A 14,513-nucleotide genomic window follows, 5' to 3' on the forward strand; every position below is an offset into this window, starting at 1 on the left:
TTTGTCGTTTACGACTATTCTGACTTTAGAAAAATTAATCCATTTGGCCGTGTGAAAAACTTTTTTTCAGGTAGGCTATGCGCTCTAAGACGTTGCTTCGCGGGTTACCAAAGGAAAAAAAATGACAAGTCTCGCTCTGGAAGCCAAGCACAGTGTGGTTGTTTTACATCAACTTATCGAACGTATTTTCAATCAGGTCGAAGGCAGTGATGACAGCATCGACCTGTTTTTGTCGCACTTTCATCCCCAATTTAAAATGGTGACACCGCAAGGTAAACAGTTGGATCTTAATGAGATGGAAGCGCTGTTTCGCCAGTTAAATGGTCAACGCGAAGGTATGCGGATTGCGACCAGCGAGCACGCCATTATCTCGCAGCAAAGTGAGGAAGTGACGATTCAGTATCGTGAATTACAAATGATGAATGGCATCAATCAGAGCCGTATTTCACTGGCGGTTCTTGATTGCAGCACCAGCATTCCACGCTGGCGTTACCTGCAAGAAACCCTCATTGCCTGAATTCAGGTATAAAAAAACCGGCTAAAGCGCCGGTTTTTTTATACTGCATAGCACACTTAATTACTTATCGTGGAGCGTCTCGTCTTCGCGGCAGTCTCCCAGAGCACAGTGACCGTACAAGTACAGACTGTGGTTGCTGAGTTTGATACCGTGGCGAGTGGCAATTTCACGCTGGCGCGTTTCGATTGATTCATCGCTGAATTCGATGACCTTGCCACAATCCAGGCAGATCAGGTGATCGTGATGGTGCTGCTGGGTCAGTTCGAACACGGATTTACCGCCTTCGAAGTTATGACGGGTTACGATGCCCGCGTCGTCAAACTGGTTAAGAACGCGATATACCGTGGCCAGACCAATCTCTTCGCCCATATCAATCAGGCGTTTATACAAATCTTCCGCACTGACGTGATGGGACTCGGGTCCGGGTCCCTGAAGCACTTCCAGAATTTTCAGTCTGGGGAGCGTGACTTTCAGGCCAGCCTTCTTCAATGCGGAGTTGTTGTCAGTCATGCGGATATTGTCCTGTTACTTTGCTAGTCACTTGCGGCGCAGGGGCCTTGAATGTTTAGGTCAACGCGCATTCTCATTTGCGTCTCATTATAGAACTCAAGCAGTGAAATGAAAACCAAGGCAACGTCCTTAATCAATAAAGAGGGTAAGGATAATGTCACTAACGTCTTCAAGACCGGTAAGTTTTGGATTCCATTTCACTCAGCCTCATTCTACAGCCAGAGGAATAAGCGGATGACCATTGCGGGTATTCTACAGATTTGCGGGGAAAAGTTAAAAAACCGTAGCTATTATTTTTATAGGAAATTCCGTTACCCGATGTGAGATAGCGCCCACATCGGGCAGAGAAGGGGATTAGGCTTCAATAATCTCTTTCAGCTGCAGCTCATCGAAGATCTGTTTCACCCATTTCTCAACGCGTTCATTGGTCAGTTCGGGTTGACGATCTTCGTCAATCGCCAGACCGAGGAAGTGTTTATCATCGGCCAAACCTTTAGATGCTTCAAAATGGTAGCCTTCGGTAGGCCAGTGGCCGACGATAACCGCACCATTTGGCTCGATGATGTCGCGAATGGTACCCATCGCGTCGCAGAAGTATTCGGCGTAATCTTCCTGATCGCCACAACCAAACAGTGCTACCAGCTTGCCATTGAAATCAATCTCTTCCAGCGTGGGGAAGAAATCATCCCAGTCACACTGCGCTTCGCCATAATACCATGTCGGGATGCCCAGCAGCAGGATGTCGAATGCATCGAGATCTTCTTTGGTGCTCTTAGCAATGTCATGCACTTCGGCGACATCTTTACCCAGTTGTTTCTGGATCATTTTTGCAATGTTTTCAGTGTTGCCGGTATCGCTGCCGAAGAAAATGCCTACGATTGCCATGGGTTAGGTAACCTCTTAAATCCTGATTGTGAAAGTAAGTCAGTTGACTGCACAGTTATGCGAATAATAGCAGACCGGTAAAAAGTGCGGAACTTGTAAAGCCGTGACTTTTGTTCCAGCGTGCGGTCTGGGCACGCTAAGACAGTTTGAGCTGTGCCAGCAGCATTTGTTCAATCAATTCGCTGCGACTGATGTTTTGCTGATCGGCCAGCGTACTGAGCGCGTCAACCGCCTCGCTGGACATTTTCAGCTCAACACGACGCAACCCACGCACTTTATCGCGCTTGAGCTGATTACGTTTATTGATGCGTAGCTGTTCGTCACGCGTCAACGGGCTAGTTTTAGGGCGACCAGGACGCCGCTCGTCTGCGAAGAGATCAAGCGTGGTGCGGTCTGTCTGTTCTTTTGCCATGGTTTGTAAAACTGAGTGGGCGCGAACGGCGGAAAGGCGCTGCGCGATTAAAACATTATCGGCCCGACCACGGTAAAAATATCCGTGGCAAATTTTTAGCGCGACATCATACTCCAGCGCCTTCCCTGACGCCAACCCTAAAGCACGCGCGGCAAGCTTTTGCTTTTACAGATTAAAAAACCGCCGAACCGCGCGCAAAACCGCATCAGGTTTCTCGGCATGCACCCAATGTCCGGCCCCGCTGATAACGTGCGCATGTGCCTGAGGGAATTGACGCAGCAGCGCATCGCGATGCTGATTATCCAGATAAGGCGAGTCACCGCCGCGAATAAACAGCGCCGGATGCGGCCAGGCAGGCACCTCTTCCCAACCGGAAATGGTGGTGTAATTATCCCACAGCACCGGCACGTTAAAGCGCCATTCACCTTCGACGAACGACTTGAGGATGAACTGAATCACGCCGTCCTCATTAATGTGCTGACGCATCACCTCTGCCGCTTCACTACGACGTGTGACGCCAGCGGTAGTAACGGCTCGGATGGCGGCAAAAATTTCGTCATGGCGGCGCGTTTGATAATCAACGGGCGCGATATCGATCATCACCATTTTCTCAATGCGTTCAGGCGCAATAGCGCTCAGCGCCATAGCAACTTTTCCTCCCATCGAATGACCGATAACGCCAGCGCGATCAATGTTGTGCGCATCCAGCGTTTCAACAATATCCTGTGCCATAACGTGATAATTCATCACGTCGCTGCGTGCGGACAAACCATGGTTACGAACATCAACCTGCAGCGTTGGGCGGGCATCACGTACGCCACGCGCCAGCACGCCAAGGTTATCGAGGCTGCCAAAAAGACCATGAATTAACAGAATCGGTATGGCAGCGGGAGCAGATTGTTCAGTTTGCAGACGAGCGTTCAAAATCATGGCTAAAGTTCTTACGGTTGTGACCTTGGCTTAGGTTATCATGGATTCACCTGTCCAGCAGTCAGGCCGGTGGGCATTAGGGCATATTCCGACTTTTGCCCGTAAACGTTGCCAACGCTATCGGCTGCCACGGATTTAACTTTATAATCCTTATGTTAGAACCCGCTCACATTTTGCACGACTAGATTTTGCTAAGGCCGTTGCACTACTGCGTGGTTCTGTCATTTGCCAGAATCGTACGGAAAAAGATGAAAACGATTGAAGTTGACGAAGAACTCTACCGTTATATTGCCAGCCACACGCAGCACATTGGTGAAAGCGCCTCCGACATTTTGCGCCGCATGTTGAAGTTTACCGCCGGCCAGAGCGCACCGGCTGCGCCTGCCGTTGGTACGTCAGGGAAAGATGCACAGCCAGCCAGCCGCGAAGCGCGTCCTCAGGATCGTGTCCGCGCCGTGCGTGAACTGCTGCTTTCCGACGAATATGCCGAGCAAAATAAGGCGGTTAACCGCTTCATGCTGGTACTGTCAACGCTCTATCGTCTTGATCCGGCTGCGTTTGCTGAAGCTACAGCTTCGCTTCAGGGCCGTACCCGCGTCTATTTTGCGGGCGACGAGCACACGCTGCTGCAAAATGGCACCCATACCAAGCCGAAGCATGTTCCCGGCACGCCGTACTGGGTGATCACGAATACCAATACAGGTCGCAAATGCAGCATGGTGGAACACATCATGTTGGCTATGCAGTTCCCACAGGAACTGACAGAGAAAGTTCGCGGCACCATTTAACTGAAGCGTCAGGGAGAAGCGCCAATGGCCAATCACCCCCGTGCCGGGCAGCCTGCCCAGCAGAGCGATTTGATTAACGTTGCACAATTAACCTCGCAGTATTACGTCCTGAAGCCCGACGTGGCGAATCCGGATCATGCGGTGAAATTTGGCACTTCAGGCCACCGCGGTAGCGCGGGACGCCATAGCTTCAACGAACCGCACATTTTGGCGATTGCCCAGGCGATTGCTGAAGAGCGCAAAAAGAATGGCATCACCGGGCCGTGCTACGTCGGAAAAGATACGCACGCGCTGTCTGAGCCGGCGATTTTGTCAGTGCTGGAAGTGCTGGCAGCCAACGGCGTTGATGTGATCGTGCAGCAGGATAACGGCTATACGCCGACGCCTGCGATCTCTAACGCCATTCTTGAGCACAACAAACGCGGTGGCGCGCAGGCGGACGGCATCGTTATCACGCCTTCGCACAACCCACCGGAAGATGGCGGTATCAAATACAATCCGCCAAACGGTGGACCGGCAGATACCAACGTCACCAAAGTGGTGGAAGACCGTGCTAACCAACTGATTAAAGGCGAGCTGAAGGACGTTAAACGTCTGCCGCTGGATCAGGCGTGGGCAAGCGGTCACATCGTCGAGCAGGATCTGATCCAGCCATATGTTGAAGGTTTGGCGCAGGTGATCGATTTCGCGGCCATCCAGAAAGCGGGCCTGAAAATCGGCGTCGATCCGTTAGGCGGCTCGGGTATTGCTTACTGGCAGCGCATTGCTGAGCACTACAAACTCGATCTGACCATCGTCAACGATGCGATTGATCAGACTTTCCGCTTCATGCATCTGGATAAAGATGGCGTGGTGCGTATGGACTGTTCGTCCGAATGCGCGATGGCCGGTTTGCTGGCCTACAAAGACAAATTCGATTTGGCCTTTGGTAACGATCCCGATTACGACCGCCACGGCATTGTCACGCCAGCCGGTCTGATGAACCCAAACCACTATCTGGCGGTAGCGATCAACTACCTGTTCCAGCATCGTCCACAGTGGGGCAAAGAGGTTGCCGTGGGTAAAACGCTGGTTTCCAGCGCGATGATCGACCGTGTAGTCAACGACATTGGCCGTAAGCTGGTGGAAGTGCCGGTTGGCTTCAAATGGTTCGTTGATGGCCTGTTCGATGGCAGCTTCGGTTTCGGCGGTGAAGAGAGCGCGGGTGCTTCCTTCCTGCGTTTTGACGGTTCAGCCTGGTCAACCGACAAAGATGGCATCATTCTGTGCCTGCTGGCCGCAGAAATCACGGCAGTAACCGGTAAGAATCCGCAGCAGCATTATGACGAACTGGCTGCGCGCTTTGGTGCGCCAAGCTACAACCGTTTGCAGGCACCCGCAACCTCAGCTCAGAAAGCAGCGCTGTCTAAGCTCTCGCCTGAAATGGTAAGCGCGGATACGCTAGCGGGTGATCCAATCACTGCACGCTTGACTGCTGCACCGGGTAACGGCGCGTCAATCGGTGGTCTGAAAGTGATGACGGAAAACGGCTGGTTTGCCGCACGTCCGTCAGGCACGGAAGACGCCTACAAAATCTACTGCGAAAGTTTCCTGGGTGCTGAGCATCGTCAGCAGATCGAGAAAGAAGCGGTTGAGATTGTTAGCGAAGTATTGAAGAACGCCTGATTGAGCTTTGCAGAAAAAGGCCGCTTAGCGGCCTTTTTTTATGGCATAAATCGGTAACCAATGCCGGTTTCGGTGAGTAAATGGCTGGGCTGCGTGGGATTGGTTTCCAGCTTCTGACGCAGATGTCCCATGTAGATGCGCAGGTAGTGGCTATGCTCCACGGCGTTTGGCCCCCAAACCTGATTAAGCAATTGACGTTGTGTCAGCACTTTTCCGGCATTATTCAGCAACAAGCTAAGCAGGCGGAACTCGATGGGCGTTAGATGAACTTCCAGCTCATTGCGCAATACGCGCCGCGCGGCCAAATCAACACTTACCTCGCCAAATTTCACCACCGGCTCTGGCTGGCTGCTTTGATGACGTCGCAGCGCCACGCGCACGCGCGCCAGTAATTCGCCAATGCCAAAGGGCTTGGTTAAATAATCATCAGCTCCCGCATCCAGCGCATCAATCTTATCTTGCTCGTCGCTGCGGGCCGAAAGGACAATAACCGGCATGCTGCTCCACTGGCGCACTTCACGAATAAAGTCGTTGCCATCGCCATCGGGCAACCCGAGATCAAGAATAACCAGATCGGGCTTACGCGTTGCCGCTTCAATCAGGCCCCGCTGAAGCTGTTCCGCTTCCACAATCTTTAGGCCTTCGCTCTCCAGCGCCAGGCGCACGAAACGGCGAATTTCTTTTTCATCTTCCACTATCAAGATGGTCGTCACGCTGCCTCCAGCGGCAAAAAAGTTAACGCATCACTTTACCAACAAAGCGGCCCGACGTCCGTCATGATGTTTTTAACTCATTTGATTCTAAATTTTCACAATTATGTAACTAACTTTCACCCCCAAGGGAAATTGACCGAAAAAAGATCAAATAAAGTGGTCGGATGAGTAGCAAAATTACACAATCAGGCGTAATATCTGCGTTAGATCACATTTCAACGCAATATTTACCACGAGGGGGCAAAGATGTATCAGGCATATCCACTCTATAAAATCATGCTACGCCGTGTGCTGGTGGTATCAATCGGTTTGCTGGCGCTACCCGTTATGCTGTTCCGTCAGGATCGGGCGCGCTTTTACAGTTATCTGCACCGCATGTGGTGTAAAACCAGCACCAAGCCTGTTTGGCTAGCCCAGACGGAAGCCGCGGCAGGTATTCACTGGTAAGCGGTTTGTACACTCAATAACCCGACGACTTCGCCTGAAGCGTCGGGTTTTTTTTATCGTAAATTTTCATCTCTCCTCATCTCTGACGCTGTTATCCCATCTCATTTCAGCTACACTTAAAACCTCTACAAGATTTACGAGGTTGTACAAGTATGAGCGAGAAAATTCCTGTTGGTATCAGCGCTTGCCTGCTCGGCGATAACGTCCGATTTGATGGCGGCCATAAACGCTTTGCCTTCGCCACAGACGAACTCGTGCCATTTGTGCGCTTTGAGCCAGTATGTCCTGAAATGGCAATCGGCTTGCCTACGCCACGTCCGGCATTACGGTTGGTAAAAGAGGGCGACGACAACATTCATCTTTGTTTTAGTAAAGATGGCGGAGAAGAAGTCACCGCTGAAATGCAGCGCTGGTCCGCTGAGCGCGTGAAGTCTTTGCATCATCTTTGCGGCTATATTCTTTGCGCCAAATCGCCAAGTTGCGGGCTGGAGCGCGTGCGCGTTTATGAGCCTGAAACCAATAATAACCGTAAGGCTGGTACCGGTATGTTTACTGCTTTCTTGCAAAAAGAGATGCCGTGGCTGCCTTTGGAAGAGGATGGTCGCCTGCACGACGATGCCATCCGAGAAAACTTCATCGGACGCGTTTATGCGCTGCATGAATTTAACCAGATGTGGCGCAGTGGCCCTTCGCGCCACAAGTTGATGGCATTTCACAGCCGCTACAAATTACTGCTGCTTTCGCATGCGCAGGATGAGTACCGTGAAATGGGGCGTTTTGTGGCGGCCATGGATCAGTGGGATTCGCTGGAAGATTACGCCTTCGAGTATCGCAATCGCCTGATGCATCTGATGTCCCACCAGGCATCGCGCCGCAATCACACCAACGTGCTGATGCACGTGCAAGGCTATTTCCGTCCGCAGCTGAGTTCGCCGCAGCGTCAGGAGTTGGCGCAGTTGATCGATCGTTATCGTCTCGGCGTGCAGCCGTTGCTAGCACCAATCACCATGCTGAAACACTACATGGCGGAATATCCGCATCCGTGGCTGGCTCAGCAACGTTACTTTGATCCCTATCCAGAAGCGCTACGTTTGCGCTACGGGCAATAATTTCGGGGTTTTATGACCACCTACTTAGTTTGGTTGCGTAACGATCTGCGCATTAACGATAACAGCGCGCTAGCTGCTGCCTGCCGCGACGGCGATGCGAGGGTAGTGGCGCTGTTTATCGCTACTCCGAAGCAATGGCAACAGCATCACATGGCGCCGAAGCAAGCGGAGTTTATCCATAAAAATCTCTGTTTGTTGCAAGCGTCATTGGCTGAGCGCGGCATCCCTTTGCATTACCATCAGTGTGATGACTTTGCTGCCTCGGTTGAGTATCTGGCTCAATTTTGTCAGCAGCAGCAAGTTGATGCGCTCTATTACAACTACCAGTATGAAATTAACGAACGCGAACGCGATGCGCTCGCTGAAAAACGGCTTGATGCGCAGGGTGTGATTTGTCAGGGTTTTGACGACAGTTTGCTATTGCCGCCGGGAAGTGTACAAACCGGTAACGGCACCATGTTCAAAGTGTTCACCCCGTTCAGCAAAGCCTTTGTACGCCGCCTGCATCAAGGCCTGCCGGAATGCTATCATGCGCCGAAAGCGCGATCGGGCGCGCCTATCAGAATCGAAAAGAAGATTCCTGCCTTTGACTACCCCTGTGAAGCCTTTGATGAAAGCGGGTTTCCGGCGGGAGAAGAGGCGGCGTTAAACCAGCTGCGCCATTTCGCCAAACAGGCGGTGCAACATTATCCGGAACGACGTGATCTTCCGGCCATCGATGGTACCAGCCGTTTATCGGCTTACCTGGCGATTGGCGTGCTGTCGCCGCGTCAGTGTCTACATCGCGTACTTAAAGAGCATCCTGATGCGCTCAACGAAGGCAAGGCGTTTACCTGGTTAAATGAGTTGATCTGGCGTGAGTTTTACCGCCATTTGATGGTGGCCTTTCCAGCGCTGTGCAAGCATCAGCCTTTTGTTGACTGGACGCGCAACGTAGGTTGGCAAAAGAACCAAGCGCATTTAACGGCGTGGCAGCAGGGAAAAACCGGCTATCCCATCGTAGATGCAGCGATGCGCCAGCTCAACACGCTCGGCTGGATGCACAATCGCCTGCGCATGATTACCGCCAGTTTTCTGGTGAAGGATTTGCTGATTGACTGGCGTGAAGGTGAACGTTACTTCATGCAGCAACTGATCGATGGTGATCTGGCGGCCAATAACGGCGGCTGGCAATGGGCGGCGTCAACCGGAACCGATGCCGCGCCTTATTTCCGCATTTTCAATCCCACGACCCAAGGCGAGCGCTTCGATAAACAGGGCGACTTTATTCGTCAGTGGCTGCCAGAGCTGAGCGCGGTGCCAGACAGTGATATCCACCAGCCGCAGCTTTGGGCGCAGAAAAACCATAAGAAACTCGATTATCCCGCGCCAATCGTGGAACATAAGGACGCACGTAAAAAGACACTAGACGCCTTTGAGCGCGCTCGCAGCGCGGCTTGAAGCGATCAGGGAGCCGTAATGAACAATGTTGAATTAGAACAGATCGTTAACCAGCAGCTTAACACTAGCGCCTTCAGCGATTACGCACCGAACGGTTTGCAGGTTGAAGGACGTGCCGAAGTAAAGACCCTCATCACCGGCGTTACCGCTTGTCAGGCGTTACTGGATGAAGCGGTGAAGCGTAATGCTGATGCGGTATTGGTGCATCACGGTTACTTCTGGAAGAGTGAAGCACCGGTGATTAAAGGCATGAAGCGCCAGCGCTTGCGAACGCTGCTGGCCAATGATATCAACCTGTACGGCTGGCATCTGCCACTGGATGCGCATCCCGAGTTGGGTAACAACGCGCAACTGGCGCGTCTGTTTGATATTGAAGTTAAAGGCGACATTCAGCCGCTGGTGCCGTGGGGCGAACTGGCTGAACCGCTGAGCGGTGCGGCATTGGCGGAAAAGATTGCCCAGCGTTTAGGCCGTACACCGCTGCACTGCGGCGATAATGCGCCAGCGCTAATTAAACGCGTTGCCTGGTGCAGCGGCGGCGGTCAGGGCTTTATCGATAGCGCGGCGGCATTCGGCGTCGATGCTTTCATCACTGGCGAAGTTTCTGAACAAACCATCCACAGCGCACGTGAGCAAGGATTGCACTTCTTTGCTGCCGGACATCACGCGACCGAGCGTGGTGGAATCAAGGCGCTGGGCGAGTGGTTAGCCGCACACCATGGTCTCGATGTGACCTTTATCGACATCGATAATCCTGCCTGATTCTTCTTTTCTCACGCCCTTAACACGCGTTAAGGGCGCAAATCTGTTGACACAACTCTGTCACTTTCGCATAACTTATTGCCTTTACGCATAAACGCGTACCCGATCGCCATCATGGTACCCCTACAACTAAAGGGTGAAGGTTCTCCAAGGCGCGCATTAATGCGCACCTTAATCATCTGTTTTTTTGACATATTTTTTACCAGGAGGTCGTTTTTGCAACGAGCACGTTGTTATCTGCTAGGTGAACGCGCGGTGGTGCTGGAGCTGGAACCTCCTGTTTCCCTCACCAGCCAGCAGCGCATCTGGGGATTGTGTCAGCGACTGCAGCACAATGAGCAGGTGGAAGAAGTCATTCCCGGCATGAACAACCTAACGTTGCTGCTGCGCGATCCGCAACAAAATGCGCTTGATGCCATTGAACGCTTGCAGCAATGGTGGGAGGAGAGCGAAGCGCAGCTGCCAGAATCGCGCCGGGTAGAAATCCCGGTGGTGTACGGCGGCGCGGGTGGCCCGGATTTGCCGCTGGTGGCGGATCGCGCCAGCATGACGCCCAAACAAGTGGTGGAACTCCATAGCAGCATTGATTACGTGGTTTATTTCATCGGCTTCCAGCCTGGTTTTCCTTATCTCGGTGGACTGGATGAGCGTTTACATACGCCGCGCCGCGCCGAGCCGCGTGTGGTGGTGCCGAGTGGCTCCGTGGGCATTGGTGGCAGCCAAACCGGTATTTATCCGTTGGCTGCACCTGGCGGCTGGCAGTTGATTGGTCATACGCCGCTCAGCCTATTTGATCCCTTGCAGCAGCCGCCAACGTTGTTACGTCCCGGCGATAGCGTGCGCTTTGTGCCGCAGCAGGAGGGCGTATGTTAAAGATTCTTCGCGCTGGCATGATGACCTCGCTGCAGGATCAGGGGCGCACCGGTTTTCGGCAATATGGCATTAGCGTAGGTGGCGCACTGGATCAACCGGCGATGCGCACGGCCAATATGCTGGTGGGCAATCCGCAGCAGAGTGCGGTGCTGGAAATCGTGCTTGGCCAGTTCAAAGCGCAGTTTACCCGCGATGGCTGGTTTGCCCTGACGGGGGCTGGCTGTAATGCCGATCTGGATGGCAAACCGGTCTGGACCGGCTGGCGGCTGCCGGTGAAAAAAGGTCAGGTGCTGTCGCTGGCAACGCCCACACGCGGCATGCGCAGCTATCTGGCGGTAAACGGTGGCTTTGCCGTGCCGGAAATGCTCGGTTCGGTCAGTACCGATCTCAAAGCGGCCTTTGGCGGCTGGCAGGGACGAAAATTACAAGACGGAGACGAATTGCCTTTAGGTAAACCCACGCGTGACTTTAAAGACAAAGCCGGCGTGCGCCAACTGCTGTGGGGCAATCGCATTCGCGCGCTGGCGGGCCCGGAATACAGCGAGTTCAGCCGTGAAGCGCAGCAGGGTTTTTGGCGCAGCCCGTGGAAGCTTAGCCCACAAAGCAACCGCATGGGCTATCGCCTGCAGGGGCGCGAGCTGAAGCGCGATGCGACACGCGATTTGCTGTCACACGGATTGGTGCCAGGCGTGGTACAGGTCCCGCCCAACGGTCAACCGATCGTATTGATGGCAGACGCGCAGACCACCGGCGGCTATCCGCGTATTGCCTGCATCATCGAAGCCGACCTCTATCATCTGGCGCAAATTCGCCTTGGGGAACCTATCCACTTTATTCATTGCACGCTGGAAGACGCCATCAGCGCGAAGCAGCATCAACAACGTTCGTTCGACCAAATAGCCTGGGGGCTGGGACATGAAGATTGATCTTAACGCCGATCTTGGCGAGGGCAGTGCCAGCGATCGGGAGCTGCTGACGTTGGTCAGTTCAGCCAATATCGCCTGCGGCTTCCACGCCGGCGATGCACAAACCATGCTGCAATCGGTGCGTTGGGCGAAAGCCTCAGGTGTGGCGATTGGCGCACACCCGAGTTTCCCCGACCGTGAAAACTTTGGCCGCACCGCGATGCAGCTGCCGCCAGAAACCGTATATGCACAGCTGATTTACCAGATTGGAGCACTGAAAAGTATTGCCGAAAGCGAAGGCGAGCGTCTGGTACACGTTAAGCCACACGGCATGCTGTACAACCAGGCGGCGAGCGACCCGCAGCTGGCGGATGCTATTGCGCGTGCGGTAAAAGCGGTAGATGACGGATTGATCCTGGTTGGGCTGGCGGGCAGCGCATCTATTGCGGCGGCTGCCCACCATGGTTTGCGCACCCGCGAAGAGGTGTTTGCTGACCGAGGCTATCTGGCGAGCGGGGCGCTGGTACCCCGCAGTCAGCCCAATGCCATGATTGAGGATGCTGACCAGGCGCTGGCACAAACGCTGGCGATGGTGCAGCAGCGCCAGGTGCAAAGCATCAGCGGCGAATGGGTGAGCGTGAATGCCGAAACTGTCTGTCTACATGGCGATGGTGCACACGCACTGCAATTTGCCCGCACCTTGCGCGCGGCATTTGCGACAAATCAGATTGCGGTGACGAGCGCATAACGATTTTACTCATTGCCCGGCATCACGCCGGGCTTTGTATTTTTGACGAGGGAACAAGATGGACAACGTGGTAAATCTCTGGCCGTTACTTGGCATTGCCGCCATCATTCTGGGTTTTGTGCTGCGCTTTAACCCGGTGCTGGTAGTCATTGTCGCGGGTTTCGTCACCGGCCTGGCGGCGCATATGCCGTTAACGGATATTCTGGAAAAGCTCGGCTCCGGCTTCCTTAATACACGCAATCTTCCGCTGATTTTGCTGCTGCCGCTGGCGGTTATCGGTTTGCTGGAGCGTCATGGCCTGAAGGAGCGGGCGCAAAGCTGGATCGCGCAGATCAAAACGGCCACTGCAGGCCGTTTGCTGATCGTCTACCTGTTTGTGCGTGAAATTACCGCTGCGTTGGGCTTAACCAGCCTTGGCGGCCATCCGCAAATGGTGCGCCCGCTGCTGGCGCCGATGGCCGAAGGCGCAACGGAAAACCGTTACGGTGAGGTCTCGCCGGAGGTGCGTCATCGCCTGCGCGCGATGTCCGCCGCCACCGATAATATTGGTCTGTTCTTTGGTGAAGATATCTTTGTTGCCTTTGGTGCGATCATCTTTATGCACAACTTCATGCAGGAGTCTGCGGGAATTAGCACCGAGCCGCTGCATATCGCACTGTGGGGCATCCCCACCGCACTCTGCGCTTTCCTCATCCATTCGGCGCGTCTGGTGCGTCTTGACCGCCAGCTTTCGCGTGAACTGGGCGCGTTGAACCAGCAAGCTCTTAATGCCAAAGGAGGGCAGTAATGTTCCAGCAACAATATTTGATGTGGCTGGCAGGCGTGATCCTGCTGGTGGTAGCCGTTCTCTCCTGGCGTGATAGCGCCAACCCGCGCCGTTTTACTACCGGGCTGTTCTGGGCATTGTATGGCCTGATTTTTTTGATTGGCGACGGTGCTTATCAATTGATGGGGCAGTGGGCGGGTGATGCTGAACTGGGCCGCCGCGGGTTGCACATCGCCGTAGGCGTTGCCGTGGTGGTGATGGCGCTGATTGCCGGTTTCGGTGGCGTACGGCTGGGGCGTTACCATCAGCGCAGCGATGAGCAAAAACAGGAGAGCGCCAAACGTCTGCGCAATAAACTGTTCCTGCCAGCGCTGGCGATACCTTTGGTGACGGTAGTGGGTGTGCTGGCGTTCAACCATATTCCTGGTTTGCAGGAAAAAGTATTTGGACCCGGCAATCACTCCACGCTGGTGACGTTGTTCTCAATGATGATTGGCTGTCTGCTCGGCTGGCTGATTGCGTTGAACATCACCCACGAAAAACCGCTGCAGTCGATGCAGGAAACCCGCCGTCTGCTGGATGCGGTCGGCTGGGCGTTTATTCTGCCGCAGATTCTCGCCACGCTCGGCCTGCTGTTCACCAGCGCCGGTGTCGGCAGCGCGATTTCACACCTCACAGAGCAGTATCTGGCGGTGGATAATCGCCTGATTGCCGTGGCCGTGTATGCCATTGGCATGGCATTGCTAACCATGGTGATGGGCAATGCTTTCGCTGCGTTCCCGATTGTTACCGCCGGGATTGGTATTCCGATTCTGGTGCTGCAACACGGTGGCAATCCGGCGGTGATGGCAGCAATCGGCATGTTCTCCGGTTACTGCGGCACGTTAATGACACCAATGGCAGCCAACTTCAACATTGTGCCGGCGCGCCTGTTAGAGTTGCCGGATCGTAACGCGGTGATCAAGGCTCAGGTACCAACCGGTGTGCTACTGTTGTTGGTAAATATTTTCCTGCTCTACTTCCTGATGTTCTTGTGAGGTCAC

The 14,513-nt window shown here is 53.8% G+C and carries 17 protein-coding genes; 12 read left to right on the forward strand and 5 right to left on the reverse strand.

Features of this window, described 5'->3' with window-relative positions; translation table 11 throughout:
- Nucleotides 1-121: 121 nt before the first annotated feature.
- Nucleotides 122-517 (forward strand): hypothetical protein, encoded by a 396-nt coding sequence (locus tag AC07WB_RS05595; protein WP_494940164.1) that lies wholly within the window; start codon nt 122-124, stop codon nt 515-517.
- A 60-nt stretch (nt 518-577) separates the two neighbouring features.
- On the opposite strand, the gene fur is transcribed toward AC07WB_RS05595, so the two are convergent.
- The 4 genes from fur to ybfF form a co-directional block, all read right to left on the reverse strand.
- The gene (gene fur / locus AC07WB_RS05600; protein WP_058962149.1) at nt 578-1,027 is read right to left on the reverse strand and encodes a ferric iron uptake transcriptional regulator; all 450 of its coding nucleotides are present in this window, start codon (nt 1,025-1,027) and stop codon (nt 578-580) included.
- 354 nt (nt 1,028-1,381) lie between these two features.
- A complete protein-coding gene (gene fldA, locus AC07WB_RS05605) occupies nt 1,382-1,912 on the reverse strand; it encodes a flavodoxin FldA (protein ID WP_097094570.1) in 531 nt (176 codons plus the stop codon).
- Between the two features lie 136 nt (nt 1,913-2,048).
- The gene (gene ybfE, locus AC07WB_RS05610) at nt 2,049-2,324 is read right to left on the reverse strand and encodes a LexA regulated protein (RefSeq protein ID WP_007890670.1); all 276 of its coding nucleotides are present in this window, start codon (nt 2,322-2,324) and stop codon (nt 2,049-2,051) included.
- A gap of 165 nt (nt 2,325-2,489) precedes the next feature.
- A complete protein-coding gene (ybfF, locus tag AC07WB_RS05615; RefSeq protein WP_345827081.1) occupies nt 2,490-3,254 on the reverse strand; it encodes an esterase in 765 nt (254 codons plus the stop codon).
- Between the two features lie 248 nt (nt 3,255-3,502).
- Here ybfF and seqA point away from each other — a divergent pair, with 248 nt between their 5' ends.
- Both seqA and pgm read left to right on the forward strand, forming a co-directional pair.
- The gene (gene seqA, locus AC07WB_RS05620; RefSeq protein ID WP_097094568.1) at nt 3,503-4,042 is read left to right on the forward strand and encodes a replication initiation negative regulator SeqA; all 540 of its coding nucleotides are present in this window, start codon (nt 3,503-3,505) and stop codon (nt 4,040-4,042) included.
- Nucleotides 4,043-4,066: 24 nt separating this feature from the next.
- Entirely contained in the window at nt 4,067-5,707 is a 1,641-nt protein-coding gene (gene pgm / locus AC07WB_RS05625) for a phosphoglucomutase (alpha-D-glucose-1,6-bisphosphate-dependent) (RefSeq protein ID WP_345827080.1), read from the forward strand.
- 38 nt (nt 5,708-5,745) lie between these two features.
- Here the strand turns inward: pgm and kdpE are convergent, their stop codons facing one another.
- Complete coding sequence (kdpE, locus tag AC07WB_RS05630) at nt 5,746-6,420, reverse strand: two-component system response regulator KdpE (RefSeq protein ID WP_097094566.1); 675 nt, start codon at nt 6,418-6,420, stop codon at nt 5,746-5,748.
- A 246-nt stretch (nt 6,421-6,666) separates the two neighbouring features.
- Here kdpE and AC07WB_RS05635 point away from each other — a divergent pair, with 246 nt between their 5' ends.
- The 9 genes from AC07WB_RS05635 to AC07WB_RS05675 all read left to right on the forward strand — a co-directional run bounded on the left by AC07WB_RS05635 (nt 6,667) and on the right by AC07WB_RS05675 (nt 14,507).
- Nucleotides 6,667-6,867, forward strand: coding sequence for a YbfA family protein (locus AC07WB_RS05635; protein WP_097094565.1), 201 nt, complete (start codon nt 6,667-6,669; stop codon nt 6,865-6,867).
- A 152-nt stretch (nt 6,868-7,019) separates the two neighbouring features.
- The gene (locus AC07WB_RS05640) at nt 7,020-7,976 is read left to right on the forward strand and encodes a YbgA family protein (RefSeq protein ID WP_494940165.1); all 957 of its coding nucleotides are present in this window, start codon (nt 7,020-7,022) and stop codon (nt 7,974-7,976) included.
- Between the two features lie 12 nt (nt 7,977-7,988).
- Nucleotides 7,989-9,416, forward strand: a complete 1,428-nt coding sequence (phrB, locus tag AC07WB_RS05645) for a deoxyribodipyrimidine photo-lyase (protein WP_494940166.1) — start codon at nt 7,989-7,991, stop codon at nt 9,414-9,416.
- Between the two features lie 18 nt (nt 9,417-9,434).
- A complete protein-coding gene (locus AC07WB_RS05650; RefSeq protein WP_097094562.1) occupies nt 9,435-10,178 on the forward strand; it encodes a type 2 GTP cyclohydrolase I in 744 nt (247 codons plus the stop codon).
- Between the two features lie 216 nt (nt 10,179-10,394).
- On the forward strand, nt 10,395-11,051 hold the full coding sequence (gene pxpB / locus AC07WB_RS05655) for a 5-oxoprolinase subunit PxpB (RefSeq protein ID WP_345827077.1): 657 nt from the start codon (nt 10,395-10,397) through the stop codon (nt 11,049-11,051).
- Entirely contained in the window at nt 11,045-11,977 is a 933-nt protein-coding gene (pxpC, locus tag AC07WB_RS05660; protein WP_494940167.1) for a 5-oxoprolinase subunit PxpC, read from the forward strand. The genes pxpB and pxpC overlap by 7 nt, the downstream gene beginning before the upstream one ends.
- Complete coding sequence (gene pxpA / locus AC07WB_RS05665; protein ID WP_345827075.1) at nt 11,967-12,704, forward strand: 5-oxoprolinase subunit PxpA; 738 nt, start codon at nt 11,967-11,969, stop codon at nt 12,702-12,704. Before pxpC ends, pxpA begins: the two co-directional genes overlap by 11 nt.
- 58 nt (nt 12,705-12,762) lie before the next feature.
- Nucleotides 12,763-13,491, forward strand: a complete 729-nt coding sequence (locus tag AC07WB_RS05670) for a DUF969 domain-containing protein (protein ID WP_097094558.1) — start codon at nt 12,763-12,765, stop codon at nt 13,489-13,491.
- Complete coding sequence (locus tag AC07WB_RS05675) at nt 13,491-14,507, forward strand: DUF979 domain-containing protein (RefSeq protein ID WP_345827073.1); 1,017 nt, start codon at nt 13,491-13,493, stop codon at nt 14,505-14,507. The genes AC07WB_RS05670 and AC07WB_RS05675 overlap by 1 nt, the downstream gene beginning before the upstream one ends.
- Nucleotides 14,508-14,513: the final 6 nt, after the last annotated feature.

This window comes from Pantoea sp. GW821-FHT03E06 (assembly GCF_059420725.1).

Excerpts from the sequence above, each read along its gene's own strand:
- AC07WB_RS05595 (WP_494940164.1), top strand. The coding sequence starts at position 122 with ATGACAAGTCTCGCTCTGGAAGCCAAGCACAGTGTGGTTGTTTTACAT.
- fur (WP_058962149.1), bottom strand. The coding sequence starts at position 1,027 with ATGACTGACAACAACTCCGCATTGAAGAAGGCTGGCCTGAAAGTCACG.
- fldA (WP_097094570.1), bottom strand. The coding sequence starts at position 1,912 with ATGGCAATCGTAGGCATTTTCTTCGGCAGCGATACCGGCAACACTGAA.
- ybfE (WP_007890670.1), bottom strand. The coding sequence starts at position 2,324 with ATGGCAAAAGAACAGACAGACCGCACCACGCTTGATCTCTTCGCAGAC.
- ybfF (WP_345827081.1), bottom strand. The coding sequence starts at position 3,254 with ATGATTTTGAACGCTCGTCTGCAAACTGAACAATCTGCTCCCGCTGCC.
- seqA (WP_097094568.1), top strand. The coding sequence starts at position 3,503 with ATGAAAACGATTGAAGTTGACGAAGAACTCTACCGTTATATTGCCAGC.
- pgm (WP_345827080.1), top strand. The coding sequence starts at position 4,067 with ATGGCCAATCACCCCCGTGCCGGGCAGCCTGCCCAGCAGAGCGATTTG.
- AC07WB_RS05635 (WP_097094565.1), top strand. The coding sequence starts at position 6,667 with ATGTATCAGGCATATCCACTCTATAAAATCATGCTACGCCGTGTGCTG.
- AC07WB_RS05640 (WP_494940165.1), top strand. The coding sequence starts at position 7,020 with ATGAGCGAGAAAATTCCTGTTGGTATCAGCGCTTGCCTGCTCGGCGAT.
- phrB (WP_494940166.1), top strand. The coding sequence starts at position 7,989 with ATGACCACCTACTTAGTTTGGTTGCGTAACGATCTGCGCATTAACGAT.
- AC07WB_RS05650 (WP_097094562.1), top strand. The coding sequence starts at position 9,435 with ATGAACAATGTTGAATTAGAACAGATCGTTAACCAGCAGCTTAACACT.
- pxpC (WP_494940167.1), top strand. The coding sequence starts at position 11,045 with ATGTTAAAGATTCTTCGCGCTGGCATGATGACCTCGCTGCAGGATCAG.
- pxpA (WP_345827075.1), top strand. The coding sequence starts at position 11,967 with ATGAAGATTGATCTTAACGCCGATCTTGGCGAGGGCAGTGCCAGCGAT.
- AC07WB_RS05670 (WP_097094558.1), top strand. The coding sequence starts at position 12,763 with ATGGACAACGTGGTAAATCTCTGGCCGTTACTTGGCATTGCCGCCATC.
- AC07WB_RS05675 (WP_345827073.1), top strand. The coding sequence starts at position 13,491 with ATGTTCCAGCAACAATATTTGATGTGGCTGGCAGGCGTGATCCTGCTG.